At 72.9% G+C, this 12864-nt stretch carries 10 protein-coding genes and 1 pseudogene; 1 reads left to right on the forward strand and 10 read right to left on the reverse strand.

Annotated features, from left to right (window positions below):
* Positions 1-45 precede the first annotated feature (45 nt).
* The 4 genes from N542_RS0114315 to N542_RS0114330 form a co-directional block, all read right to left on the reverse strand.
* On the reverse strand, positions 46-702 hold the full coding sequence (locus N542_RS0114315) for an ATP-binding cassette domain-containing protein (RefSeq protein ID WP_028644513.1): 657 nt from the start codon (positions 700-702) through the stop codon (positions 46-48).
* A complete protein-coding gene (locus tag N542_RS0114320) occupies positions 695-1534 on the reverse strand; it encodes an ABC transporter ATP-binding protein (RefSeq protein WP_231482665.1) in 840 nt (279 codons plus the stop codon). Before N542_RS0114320 ends, N542_RS0114315 begins: the two co-directional genes overlap by 8 nt.
* Positions 1535-1545: 11 nt before the next feature.
* A complete protein-coding gene (locus tag N542_RS0114325) occupies positions 1546-4605 on the reverse strand; it encodes an FtsX-like permease family protein (protein ID WP_028644515.1) in 3060 nt (1019 codons plus the stop codon).
* 221 nt (positions 4606-4826) lie between these two features.
* Positions 4827-5234, reverse strand: a complete 408-nt coding sequence (locus N542_RS0114330; RefSeq protein ID WP_028644516.1) for a YjbQ family protein — start codon at positions 5232-5234, stop codon at positions 4827-4829.
* Between the two features lie 36 nt (positions 5235-5270).
* Between N542_RS0114330 and N542_RS0114335 the strand changes: the two genes are divergently transcribed.
* Positions 5271-6062 carry a GNAT family N-acetyltransferase gene (locus N542_RS0114335; RefSeq protein ID WP_028644517.1) on the forward strand — a complete coding sequence of 264 codons (792 nt, stop codon included), beginning with the start codon at positions 5271-5273 and terminating at the stop codon, positions 6060-6062.
* A 3-nt stretch (positions 6063-6065) separates the two neighbouring features.
* On the opposite strand, the gene N542_RS24935 is transcribed toward N542_RS0114335, so the two are convergent.
* The 6 genes and pseudogenes from N542_RS24935 to N542_RS24950 all read right to left on the reverse strand — a co-directional run bounded on the left by N542_RS24935 (position 6066) and on the right by N542_RS24950 (position 12788).
* Positions 6066-6740 carry a DUF3105 domain-containing protein gene (locus N542_RS24935; protein WP_051551785.1) on the reverse strand — a complete coding sequence of 225 codons (675 nt, stop codon included), beginning with the start codon at positions 6738-6740 and terminating at the stop codon, positions 6066-6068.
* The gene (locus N542_RS0114345; protein WP_028644518.1) at positions 6740-7039 is read right to left on the reverse strand and encodes an MTH1187 family thiamine-binding protein; all 300 of its coding nucleotides are present in this window, start codon (positions 7037-7039) and stop codon (positions 6740-6742) included. Before N542_RS0114345 ends, N542_RS24935 begins: the two co-directional genes overlap by 1 nt.
* Entirely contained in the window at positions 7036-7518 is a 483-nt protein-coding gene (locus N542_RS0114350; protein ID WP_028644519.1) for a SigE family RNA polymerase sigma factor, read from the reverse strand. The genes N542_RS0114345 and N542_RS0114350 overlap by 4 nt, the downstream gene beginning before the upstream one ends.
* Positions 7505-8809 carry a hypothetical protein gene (locus N542_RS24940; RefSeq protein ID WP_028644520.1) on the reverse strand — a complete coding sequence of 435 codons (1305 nt, stop codon included), beginning with the start codon at positions 8807-8809 and terminating at the stop codon, positions 7505-7507. The genes N542_RS0114350 and N542_RS24940 overlap by 14 nt, the downstream gene beginning before the upstream one ends.
* Positions 8810-8956: 147 nt before the next feature.
* Entirely contained in the window at positions 8957-11776 is a 2820-nt protein-coding gene (locus N542_RS0114360) for an aconitate hydratase (protein WP_036507827.1), read from the reverse strand.
* Between the two features lie 176 nt (positions 11777-11952).
* Positions 11953-12788: pseudogene (locus N542_RS24950) on the reverse strand (SDR family oxidoreductase).
* Between the last annotated feature and the right edge of the window lie 76 nt (positions 12789-12864).

Here is a 12864-nt window from a genome sequence, read left to right on the forward strand (position 1 = left end):
ACTCTGACGACGACCCCTTGAGGTCGACTGGGAGCTGGCTTGGAGTCAGGCGAGCGGGCGGCGCCAGGTGGCGACGCCCTCGTCGAGGTGCAGCTCGCCGTCGGCCTGCTCGGCCGACTCGGGATCGTGGGTCGCCATCACCACGACAGCGCCCCGCGCCGCCTCGGCACGCAGGGCGCCCATCATCCGCTCCCGGTTGGCCGCGTCGAGGTCGCTGGTGGGCTCGTCGGCGAGCAGCACCCGCGCCCGGGCGGCGAACGCCCGCGCGAGCGCGACCCGCTGCTGCTGTCCTCCGGAGAGCTCCTCGATCAGGTGGTTGCCGCTCTCCTCGAGGCCCACGAGCGTCAGGGCGGCGGCGGTACGACGAGCCGCGTCGTCGGACGCGACCCGCCCGGCCAGCAGCGGCACGATGACGTTCTCGGCCGCCGTCAGCGACGAGGCCAGGCCGTTGCCCTGCGGCACGACGACCACCCCGAGCCCGGCTGCCTGCTCACGCCCGGTCAGCTCGGTCCCTGCGAGCAGCACCCGGCCGGCGCTCGGGCGCAGTGCGGCCCCGAGCGCCCACAGCAGCGACGACTTGCCGGCCCCTGACGGGCCGGTGACCGCGAGGAGCTGACCGGTGCGCAGGGTCAGGTCGAGAGCCTGGACGGCGACGAGGTCGCCGTACCGCACCTCGAGTCCCTCGGCGAGCAGGTCACTCATCGGCGGCGCCCTCCTCGGGATCGGTCGCTTCGGGGATCAGGACGTAGCTGCCGTCGACGAGGTGGAAGCGGACCAGGGTGCCCGGCAGCAGGTCCTCGCGCACGTGCAGCGGGAGCGGCAGGAACCCGTCGGGCGTCACCACGGCGTACTCCTCGCCGCTGCGTCCCTCACCGCCGACCCGACCGTCGCGGATGGTGATGGTCCGTGGCAGGAAGGCGGCGACGTCGGGGTCGTGCGTGACCAGGACGACCGTGGTGCCGAGCTCCCGGTTGAGGGTGGCCATCCGCTCCAGCACGAGGTCGCGGGCGCGGTGCTCGAGCTGGCTGGTGGGCTCGTCGGCGAGCAGCAGGCCGGGCTGCGGTGCCATCGCCACCGCCAGCGCCGCGAGCTGCAGGTGGCCGGGGCTCAGCTCGCCCAGCGGTCGGTGGGCCTCGGCGACGAGCCCGACGGACCCGAGCACCTCGGCGGGCTCGAGCAGCTGCTTGCCGGCGGCGCGCGCGGCGCCCTGGGCGAAGCGGACGTTCTCGTACGGCGTGAAGTACGGCAGCAGGTTGCGCCCCGCCCCCTGGAGCATCAGCGACACCTCGAGGGCGCGCAGCTCGTCGAGCTGGCGGGGGCTGGCCGCGGACAGCTCCACCGGGCCGACGAAGACCTTGCCGGCGCTCGGCCGGAAGACCCCGGCCAGCAGGCTGAGCAGTGTCGACTTGCCGGCGCCGGACGGGCCGAGCAGGCCGACCATCTCCCCCGCGGCGACGTCGAGGTCGACGCCGGAGAGGGCGGCCACCTCGTGTCCCTCGGAGCGGTAGATGTGCACCAGGCGTTGGGTGCTCACGCGCAGGCCTGTCACAACGTCTCCCGGAGTCGACGAAGGTCCGCCCGAGCGGCGAGGGCGCGCCCGATCAGCAGGCTGGTGAGCCCGAGCACGACGACGACGGCCACGGTGGCCGCGACCACCGCCGGCCACGCCGTGCTCAGGTCGAGCGTCGAGACCTCGGGGTCCTCGGTGAAGAGCGGCACGATGGGCAGCGCCAGCTGGGCCCCGGCGAGGCCGGCGAGGCTGCCGGCGACGATCCCGACCGCCAGGGCGGGGAGCTGCGCCGTGACGGCCATCGACCGGGTCGCTCGCGCCGAGACGCCGCTCATCCGCAGCGCCGCCAGGTCGCGCGCCCGCATCCGCCAGGTGCTGACCGCGCTGACGACGAGCACCAGGGCACCGATCAGCAGCGCGGCCACCCCCACCAGCACCGCCAGCTGCAGGCTCCAGGCCGCGGCCGACTCGTCGAAGCCCCGTCGTACGTCGCCCAGGGTCCGGCTGCCGATGACGCCGAGACCGCGCTTCTCGAGCGACTTCGTGACGCGGGCGAGCAGTGCCGGGTCGTCGTCAGCGAACCACACCTGGAAGCGGTCCGTGCTGACGGCGGCCCGGCCGCGCTGCAGCGTCTCGAGGTTCGCGACGTAGGTGTTGGCCGGCGAGGCCGGGACCCGGTCGATGGTGCCGACCCGTCGGGCGTCCTGCGCCTGCCCGTCGAGGCCGGCGAAGGTGTAGGAGCCACCACTGCTGTCGGGCGGCAGCGCACCCGCGACCAGCGTGGGCACGACGGTCGGGATCCAGGTCTGCTGCAGGGTCAGCAGCGCGGCGCCCTCGCCGTCGACCCGGACCGTGAGCGAGTCGGCGGAGCCGCCGGTGGCCTCGATCGCGTTGCCGTCCTCGCCCTCGAACGCCCGCCACCGTGCGGGAGGCCCCACGGCCACGCTGTCGCCGGACGGCTGCGTCGTGACGTGCTGGAGGGTGGCGCTGCCGGTGACGGTGGCGCTGGGCAGGGTGCCGATCCAGATGCCTACGAGCTTGCAGCCGTCGGCGCAGTCCACGGGACGGGTCAGTCGCTGCCGCTGGGTCGGCCCGGAGAGCTTCCCGAGCGAGTCGTGCAGGGGCTGGCCCGACGCGTCGACCAGGTCGACGCCGACGGTGACCGAGGTCGTCGTACCGTCCACGCGCTCGGACACCAGCGTGGAGTCGACGAGATCGAGGCTGAGCTGTGTGCCGGTGAGCTCGATCGGGGCGGTGCGGGGAGCGCGGAGCCGGTCCCACTGAGCCGCGCTGGGGCCGCCGCCGGGGAAGAGGGCGATCCGCTGGAAGGACTCGGGCAGCACGGCGAGGGTGCCGGCCGCGTCCGAGCTGCCGGGCAGGATCTCGACCACCGGAGTGACCCGCCGCCCGTCCGGATCGACCTCGTCGAGCGCGGCCCGCAATCCGGTCAGGTCGGCGCCGCTCACGTCGGCCACCCGAGCGGCGCCCGCCTCCTGCTCGGCGGCCGAGGTCCGGTTGCGGTCGCCGACGGCCAGCGCGTCGGCCGAGAAGACCGCCAGCGCTGCCGCGAGCGTGACCATCGCGACGATCCGGCTGGTGGCCGGGCTGCGTGCGGCGTCGAGGACGCTGACCCCGCTGCGCACCCGGCCGCGGCGCAGCTCACGACGACCCACGAGCGCGGCCGTCGGGGTGGTCAGATGGGCCAGGACCAGCCCGACGACGATCGCCAGCAGGCCGGGCGCGGCCAGCGCGGACGGGCCGTCGAGGCCCCCGGTGGCGAAGACGATGACGATGCCGCCCGCGCCCGCGATCACCAGGGCCTCTCCGACACCCAGGCTCCAGCCCGTACGACGCGGTGGGACCCGGCGCAGCAACCGCTCGACCGGCTCGCGGACCACCCGGCCGACGGCGACCACGGTCAGCACCGCCAGCACCACGGCCGACAGCGCGACCGCGACCAGGAACGGCCACCCGATCTCGAAGGGCGGCTCCCCCGGCAGTACGACGGCCCGGGCGAACCACGCCGCGAGCAGCGCGAGCACCGCCCCCGGCACCACGGAGACGAGCGTGATCGGCAGCAGCTCGACCAGGAGCAGCGCCCGGGCACCGCGGCGGCCGCGGCCGTGCAGGCGGGCCAGCGCGACCTCGGGTCGACGCTGCTCGGTCATCGCCAGCAGGACCAGCCAGAGCACGACGAGGACCAGCAGGCACAGCTGGGCGAGGAGCAGCGGGACGGTGACGCGAGACTGGTCGATCTGGTGCTGCACGTCGTCAGCGAGCTCGGGCAGCCCCGAGACGACCCGCAGGTCGGCGCTGTCGGCGCCGGGGGCGTGCAGCGCCGTGATCGCCGGACCGAGGTCGAGCAGCTCATCGACGCCGACGCCGTCGCGGTCCAGCAGGTAGCCGGCCGTCGAGGACGTGACCAGCAGCTGCGACTCCGCGCCGTCGACCGTCTCGCGGTCGGTGATCCAGGTGTCGTGCTGGAGGAAGGACGGCGGCCCCGGGCTGATTGTGCCGGAGCGCCCGGTGAGCGTCTGCCCCAGCCAGTAGTCGCCGGGCCGCTGCCGGTAGACGCCGACGACCTCCAGCGCGACCGCCGGCGGGTCGGCGGCTTCCCCGGTCGGCGCGCCGAGGACCTTGACGGTGCTGCCGACGTCGTACCCGAAGTTGTCGACGTCTGCCTGGCTGACCGCGATCTCGCCGGGTCCGCTCGGGCAGCCGCCGGCCTCGAAGGTCAGGTGCCGGCAGGCACCGCCGCGCCAGATCAGGTCGCCGGCGGGGAGGTCGGGACCGCCCGGCGCGATCGCGGAGGCGGCGGTGTAGCCGAGGATCGGGGGCCGGAAGTCGTCGCGTACGCCGCTCGGCACGCTGCTCGCGATGTCCTCGACCGACGCCACCTCGGCGGACCCGGCGGCCGGGACGGAGGTGAGCTGCAGGCTGTTGCCGATCACCGGCGCGTTGTCGAGGGTGATCTCGGCCAGGGACTGCTGCATCGCGCGGTAGTACAGCGGCGCGAACGCCGCGCACGCGGTGATCAGCGCGGCCAGAGCCGCGACCGCGGCCGCCTGGAGCGGCCGGTACCGCCAGCGCCTCACTCGTCACTCCCCCGTCGCAGCACAACCGGGACACGATCTCACACGGTCTGTCCGAGCGATCGGGCCCCGCTGTCGTGCCGTCGGCCCGGTGGTTTCGAGGCTCGCCGCTAGCGCGGCTCGCACCTCAACCACCGTGCGACTCGCTCACGCCGACCGCCCAACCCGCGGTGGTTGAGGTGCGAGGGCCGCCAGGCCCGAGCCTCGAAACCACCCCCACCGGCCTAGCCGCTGCGCAGGAACGAGAACCGCACCTCGCGGACCTCGTTGTCCACGTTCAGGTCGACGAGGCACACGCTCTGCCACGTGCCGAGCGCCATTCGGCCGTCGAGCACGGGCACGGTGGCGTGCGGCGGCACGATCGCCGGCATCACGTGGGAGCGCCCGTGCCCCCGGCTCCCGTGGCGGTGCCGCCAGCGGTCGTCGGCCGGGAGCAGGTCACCGAGGGCGGCCAGCAGGTCGTCGTCGCTGCCGGCACCGGTCTCGAGGATCGCGATCCCGGCCGTGGCGTGCGGCACGAAGACCTGCAGCAGTCCGTCACCGCGCCGGGCGACGAAGTCGCGGCAGTCGTCGGTGAGGTCGAGCACGGCCTCGTCGTGCCCGGTACGAAACTCCACCGTCATCGAATCCATGTGCTCATGGTGACATCGGCCGGTTACGGTCCGCTCATGGAAGTCCTCTCCCGCGGCTGGCAGACGGATCTCGCGATCCTCACGCTGTCCGGCAGCCGGGTCGAGCAGCACCCGACGTACGTCGTGGTCCGCACGCCCGACAACCCCACCTACCGCTGGGGCAACTTCCTGCTGCTCCGGCGCACCCCGCTGCGCCGCGACCTGGACCTGGTGGAGGACCTCTTCAGCCGGGAGCTGCCGGGGATCGCGCACCGGACCTACGGCTTCGACGACCCCGACGGGAGCCGGGCCGACCTCCACGCCTTCGCGGACGCCGGCTTCGACGTCGAGGCGTCCGTGGTCCTCACCGCGACCGCCGTGCACCCACCACCGCGCCCCAACGCCAGCGCCGAGCTGCGTCCGCTGGCGGGCGACGACGACGACTGGGCGCAACGGGTGTCGCTCGACCTCGCCTGCCACGACGGCGGCGCCGACGGCTTCGCCGACTTCACCCGTCGCAAGGCGGCCGCCGAGCGGCGGCTGACCGAGCGCGGGGACGGCACCTGGTACGGCGCGTTCGACTCCGGGCGCCTGGTCGCGACGATGGGCGTCGTGCGCGCCGGCAACCGGGTGGCTCGCTTCCAGGAGGTCCAGACCCACCCGGAGGCACGCGGCCGCGGGGTCGCCGGGTCCCTGGTGCACGCGGCCGGGAGCGATGCGCTCCGCCGGCTCGGTGCGACCACCCTGGTGACCGTGGCCGACCCGGACCACCACGCGATCCGGATCTACCGCTCGGTCGGCTTCGTGGACTCCGAGGTGCAGCTGATGGCCGAGCGGGCCCGGGTCTAGCGCTCAGACCTCGGTGCCGGACCCCGAGTCGTCGCTCGTGCCCGGGTCCCGCTCGCCGCCCGCGCACGACGCCATCGGCTCCGGGGCGGTCTCCCCGCCGCCGTACGTCTTGACGAAGAGCGCCAGTCGCGGGTCGTCCGCGCCGTCGAGCGCCAGCTGGCGCCCCCAGACGGTGATGACGACCGGGGCCTCCAGATCGGCGTACGGCGCCAGGATGCCGTTCTGCGGCAGGGCGTCGGTCAGCGTGGCGACGTCGTCGGCATCGAGGTCGGGGTCGTAGCTGATCCACACGGTGCCGTGCTCGAGGTCGTGGACGGCGTTCTCCTTCGGCACCGGCTCGTCGTACACGCCGCAGTCCAGCCAGACCGGGTTGTGCGGTCCACCCACGGGCGGGCTCTGCGGGTAGTCGACCGGGTCGGTGGTGTGGTCGGTCTCGAGGTCGTCGTACGACTTCACGGCGGCGAGGTCGCGCGGGATCGGCGCGTCGTCGTTGACCAGCATCGGCACGGCGACCGCCAGGGCGACCACCAGCGCCACCGCCACGGCAGCCAGCGCGATGACCGGCGCCCGCGAAGGCCGGGGCGCCTCGGGGCCCGACGCCGACACCAGCACGGGCTCGCTGGGGGGCGGGGTGTAGCCCGGCGGCGGGTAGGCCGGCGGCGGCGGGATCTCCGACATCAGTCGCCCAGCAGGCGCTCGACCCGCTCCACCTTGGCGGTCATCTCGCCGGTGAAGCCGGGCCGGATGTCGGCCTTGAGCACCAGGCCGACCCGCGGCGAGACCGCGGCGACGACCTCGACGGCCTGCTTGACCACGGCCATCACCTCGTCCCACTCCCCCTCGATGTTGGTGAACATCGCGTTGGTCTCGTTGGGGAGCCCGGACTCGCGCACCACGCGGACGGCGGCCGCGACCGCCTCGGAGACGCTGCCGGTGTCGTCACCGGTCGTCGGGGAGATGCTGAAGGCGACGATCATGGGGAGACCGTATCCAGTGAGTCCGCACGCAGGCGGGCCAGGGCGTCCCGCGCCTGCGACTTCACGGTGCCGACGGAGATGCCGAGGGCGGCCGCGGTCTCGCGCTCGGTGAGGTCCTCGTAGTAGCGCAGCACGATCACGGCCCGCTGCCGGGGCGCGAGCCGAGCCAGCGCCCGCTGCAGGGCGACCCGGTCGTCGCCGGGGCCGGCGACGGGGGTCTCGGGCAGCTCGGCGGTGTGCACCTCGCGCCAACGCCGTCGTCGCCACCGGCTCACGCTCTCCCGGGCGAGCACCGTGCGGACGTACGGCTCCGGGTGGTCCGCGATCCGGCGCCAGTGCGGCACCGTCTTGATCAGGGCGACCTGCACCAGGTCCTCCGCGTCCTCGCGTGAGCCGGTGAGCAGGTACGCCGTCCGCAGCAGCGCCGTACGGCGGGCGGCGACGAATTGCTCGAAGCCCTCCTGGTCAGACCCGGACACGTCGCCTCCGGACCAGCCAGGCGCCGACCAGCGCCAGGCACGCGGCTCCGCCGGCCAGCCACCACGGCAGGCGCGGGTCGCCGGCGTGCGCCGCGGGAGACCCGTCGACCAGCGGGTTCGCCCACAGGTCGGCGGCGTACGACGGCAGCTCCATCTGACGCCCGGCGACGTCGAGCCCCAGCGACGAGGAGGTGCCGCTGACGAGGTCGACCTCGGCGGCCTCCCCGGTCGGCAGCTGCCGCACGACCACGTGGGTCGCGTCGCGCCACCCGAGCAGCTGGTCGGCATCGATGTCCAGGGACACGCCCGCCAGGTCGTCGGAGCCGGGGCCCACGAGGAGACGCCACGGGTCCTGGGCGGTCTCACCCTTCGTGATCGCGGCGAAGGCCTCGTCGTCGGGGCCGTACGACGCCTCGACGACCCCGGGGTCGCCCTCGACCGACGTGGTGCGGCCCGAGGCCGGGTCGTAGGTGGAGGTCTTCCTTCCGCGCGACCAGACGATGCCGGAGGGCGCGGATCCCAGGTTGGGCAGCCAGTGGTGCCCGGGCGGCTCGGCCACCGTCAGCGCACCGGTCCGCACGTCCCAGATCACGAGGGAGGCATGACCGGTGTCGGCCGAGCCGTCCCGCGCGTAGGCGGTCTCGAGGTAGCGGGAGTCGCCGCTGAAGCGCAGGTCGACCAGGTCCGCGGCGCCGATCACCGGCCGTGCTGGGTCGGTGAGCATCCGCGTCGCGCCGGTCATCGTGTCGTAGACCGCGAAGCCGAGCACCCGGTGACCCGACGTGTAGCGCGTGTAGCCGACCTTCGTCCCGTCCGGCGACAGGGTGAGCGCATGGCCGCCGACGCCCTCGAGGGTCGTCCCGCTGAGGTCCAGGAAGACCGCCGAGCCGTCGACCGCCGAGACCCCGAACGGCTCGAAGGTCTCCTGCGAGCCGGTCAGGCCGTCGGTGCTCCGCCGCTCCGCGCCGCTGACGAATGCCAGCGGGCCGGGCGCGCCCACCTCGTCGGTGCCGTGGGCCCACGGGCTCGGCGGGTACGCCGTGCGCGGCAGGTGCAGCTGGTCGACGGGGACCTTCGCCGGTGCGGGCGCCGCGTCGGGCGGTCGATGCACGACGGCGGTGAGACCGGCGACCAGCACCAGCACACCCACCACCCCAGCGAGTGCCGCGGTCCGGCGGGCGCGGCGACGCCGTACGCCCGCCGCCCACAGCCCGGCCACCGGGCCGCCAGCGGGCGCGTGGTCGGCCAGGTCGCTCAGCCGCCCGGGCAGCCGGTCGTCCAGCGTGGTCATCGGGCTCCTCCAGGAAGGGTCACATCCCTACTCACGCCGCGACCCACGCCCAGGGAGGGGTCCGAGACGCCGAGTCGGCGCCAGTTTTCACACCGGGGTGAGAACTGGCGCCGACTCGACTGCGATCTGGCGCCGACTCGCGGTGGATCAGGCGGTCTGCGCGCGGAGGTTGCGCAGCACGTACTGCATGATGCCGCCGTTGCGGTAGTAGTTCGCCTCGCCGGGGGTGTCGATCCGGACGACGGCGTCGAACTCGACGTCGCCGGCACTCACCTTCACCGTCTTGGGCGTCCGGCCCTCGTTGAGCTCGGTGATCCCGGAGATCGAGAACTCCTCCTCGCCGGTCAGGCCCAGCGACTCGGCGCTCTGGCCCTCGGGGTACTGCAGCGGGATGACGCCCATGCCGATCAGGTTCGAGCGGTGGATGCGCTCGTACGACTCGGCGATGACGGCCTTGACGCCCAGCAGCGAGGTGCCCTTGGCCGCCCAGTCGCGCGACGAGCCGGAGCCGTACTCCTTGCCCGACAGCACCACCAGCGGGGTGCCGGCGCTGATGTAGTTCTCCGAGGCCTCGAAGACCGTGGTGACCGGTGCGCCGTCGACGGTGAAGTCGCGGGTGAAGCCGCCCTCGGTGCCGGGAGCCAGCTGGTTGCGCAGCCGGATGTTGGCGAAGGTGCCGCGGATCATGACCTCGTGGTTGCCACGGCGCGAGCCGTAGGAGTTGAAGTCGCGACCCTCGACGCCGTGCGCGGCGAGGTAGGTGCCCGCGGGCGAGTCCTTCTTGATCGCACCGGCCGGGCTGATGTGGTCGGTGGTCACCGAGTCACCCAGCTTGAGCAGGACGCGGGCGCCCTCGATGTCGGTGACCGGCTCCGGGGTGTCCGGCATGCCGTCGAAGTACGGGGGCTTGCGCACGTACGTCGACTCCGGGTCCCAGGCGAACGTCTTGCCCTCCGGGGTCGGCAGCGACTGCCACGCGGCATCGCCGGCGAACACGTCCTGGTAGCTCTCGTCGAACATCTCGGAGCTGATCGCCGCGGCGATGACCTCCTCGATCTCCGAGGGCGTCGGCCAGATGTCCTTCATGAAGACGTCGTTGCCGTCGGTGTCCTTGCCCAGCGGGTCGTTGAACAGGTCGACGTCCATCGAGCCGGCCAGCGCGTAGGCGACGACCAGCGGCGGGGACGCCAGGTAGTTCATCTTGATGTCCGGGTTGATCCGGCCCTCGAAGTTGCGGTTGCCCGACAGCACCGAGACGACGGCGAGGTCGTTGTCGTTGACGGCCTGGCTCACCTCGGGGATGAGCGGCCCGGAGTTGCCGATGCAGGTCGTGCAGCCGTAGCCGACGAGGTTGAAGCCCAGCTTGTCGAGGTACGGCGTGAGGCCGGACTTGTCGTAGTAGTCGGAGACCACCTTGGAGCCGGGCGCGAGGGTCGTCTTGACCCACGGCTTGCGCTCCAGGCCCTTCTCGACGGCCTTCTTGGCGAGCAGGGCCGCACCGATCATGACCGAGGGGTTGGACGTGTTGGTGCACGACGTGATGGCCGCGATCGTGACCGCGCCGTGGTCGAGCTCGAACGACGTACCGTCCGCCAGCGTCACCCGGGCGGGGTTGCTCGGGCGGCCGTGCGGGCCGGAGCCGGCGGCGACGTGACCGGCCGGCGGGGCCTCGCCGTGCCCGTTGGACGGCGCGTCCGAGGCCGGGAAGGACTCGGCGACGGCCTCGTCGTACCCGTTCTGGTCGCCGGAGTCATCGACGTAGTCGGCGAGGGCCGTGCGGAAGGACTCCCGGGCCTCGGAGAGCGAGACGCGGTCCTGCGGGCGCTTGGGGCCGGCGAGCGACGGTACGACGGTCGCCATGTCCAGCTCGAGCCGCTCGGAGAAGCGCGGCTCCGCGTCCGGGTCGTGCCAGAGGCCCTGCTCCTTGGCGTACGCCTCGACCAGCGCGAGCTGCTCCTCGGAGCGGCCGGTGAGCTCGAGGTACTTGGTGGTCTCGGCGTCGATCGGGAAGACCGCGATCGTGGAGCCGAACTCCGGGCTCATGTTGCCGATGGTGGCGCGGTTGGCCAGGGGCAGCACGGAGACGCCGGGGCCGTAGAACTCCACGAACTTGCCGACGACGCCGTGCTTGCGCAGCATCTCGGTGATCGTGAGGACCAGGTCGGTCGCAGTCGCGCCCTCGGGCAGGTCGCCGAACAGCTTGAAGCCGACGACGCGCGGGATCAGCATGGAGACCGGCTGGCCGAGCATCGCGGCCTCGGCCTCGATGCCGCCGACGCCCCAGCCGACCACGCCGATGCCGTTGACCATCGTGGTGTGGGAGTCGGTGCCGACGCAGGTGTCGGGGTAGGCCTGCAGCTCGCCGTCGACCTCGCGGGTGAAGACGGTGCGGGCGAGGTGCTCGATGTTGACCTGGTGCACGATGCCGGTGCCCGGCGGGACGACCTTGAAGTCGTCGAAGGCACCCTGGCCCCAGCGCAGGAACTGGTAGCGCTCCCGGTTGCGCTCGTACTCGATCTCGACGTTGCGCTCGAAGGCCTCGGGCGTGCCGAAGACGTCGGCGATGACGGAGTGGTCGATGACCATCTCGGCGGGCGCGAGCGGGTTGATCTTCGACGGGTCGCCGCCGAGGTCGGCCATCGCCTCGCGCATGGTGGCGAGGTCGACGACGCACGGGACACCGGTGAAGTCCTGCATGATCACGCGCGCCGGCGTGAACTGGATCTCCTTGCTGGGGTCGGCGTCCGCGTCCCAGCCGGCGATCGCCCTGATGTCGTCGGCGGTGATGTCCGCACCGTCCTCGGTGCGGAGCAGGTTCTCCAGCAGCACCTTGAGGCTGAACGGGAGGCTCTTGACGTCCAGGCCCTCACCCTCGACCGCGTCGAGGCGGAAGATCTCGTAGGACTTGCCGTCCACGTCCAAGGTGCTCTTGGCACCGAAGCTGTCCTGACTGGCCACAGCAGTCATCTCCTGATGTCTCGTCGTCGTCTCGGCTGCTCGCTCCCATCCTGCCGCCGCCTGGGACCCCCGTAAAAGGAAGGCTCCCCTAAGTCGGCGCGGGCGTGGAAGGCGCGATATCTCTTGATATCAAGATACATGATGTCGAGCGGCTTGGCGACACCGACCCTCCCACCGGGCCCGCCTCAGCCTTGCGCGAGCTCGGCGTTGTGCTGCCACTGCTCCCAGCTCGCGAGCCGCGACTCGTAGTCGGCCTTGGCGATCCCCAGGGGCGCCGAGCCCAGGAACGCGCGCAGCGGCGGCTCCTCGGCGTCGACGATCGCCAGGACCGCCGCTGCGGACGCGGTGGGGTCGCCCGGCGTGCCGACGCGCTTCTTGCGGGCCTCGGCGGTCTGGGCGTGCAGCTCGGCGTACGCCGGCAGCTCCTCCGAGCGCCTCGCCGACGAGCCGCCCCAGTCCGTCGAGAAGCCACCGGGCTCGATCAGGGTCACGTGGACGCCGAAGCCGGCGACCTCCTGCGACAGGGCCTGCGAGAAGCCCTCGAGCGCCCACTTCGACGCGTGGTAGGCGCCGACCAGCGGGAACGCCGAGATGCCGCCGATCGAGGACACCTGCAGGATGTGGCCCGAGCCCTGCTCGCGCAGGAACGGCAGGGCGGCCTGCGTCACCCACATCGCGCCGAGACGTTCGTCTCCATCTGGTCGCGGAACTCCTGCTCGGTCAGCTCCTCGACGAAGCCGAAGTGGCCGTAGCCGGCGTTGTTGACCACGACGTCGAGGCGACCGAAGTGGGCGTGCGCCTGCTGCACGGCGGCGAAGTCGGCCGCCCGGTCGGTGACGTCGAGCCGGAGCGGCAGCAGGGCGTCGCCGTACTTCTCGACCAGGTCGTCGAGGGTGCTGGTGTCGCGGGCGGTGGCGGCGACCCGGTCGCCGCGCTCGAGGGCGGCGATCGTCCACTCACGGCCGAAGCCGCGGGACGCGCCGGTGATGAACCAGGTCTTGCTGGAGGTCGTCGCAGTCATGCCCTCGAACGTACGACCTGGAGTGCACTCCAGCTCAAGGCCGTCGAGCTCGACCGGGGTACGTCGTGCCGCATCC

Origin of the sequence: Nocardioides sp. URHA0020, assembly GCF_000620705.1 — a bacterium.
Taxonomy (GTDB): Bacteria; Actinomycetota; Actinomycetes; order Propionibacteriales; family Nocardioidaceae; genus Nocardioides.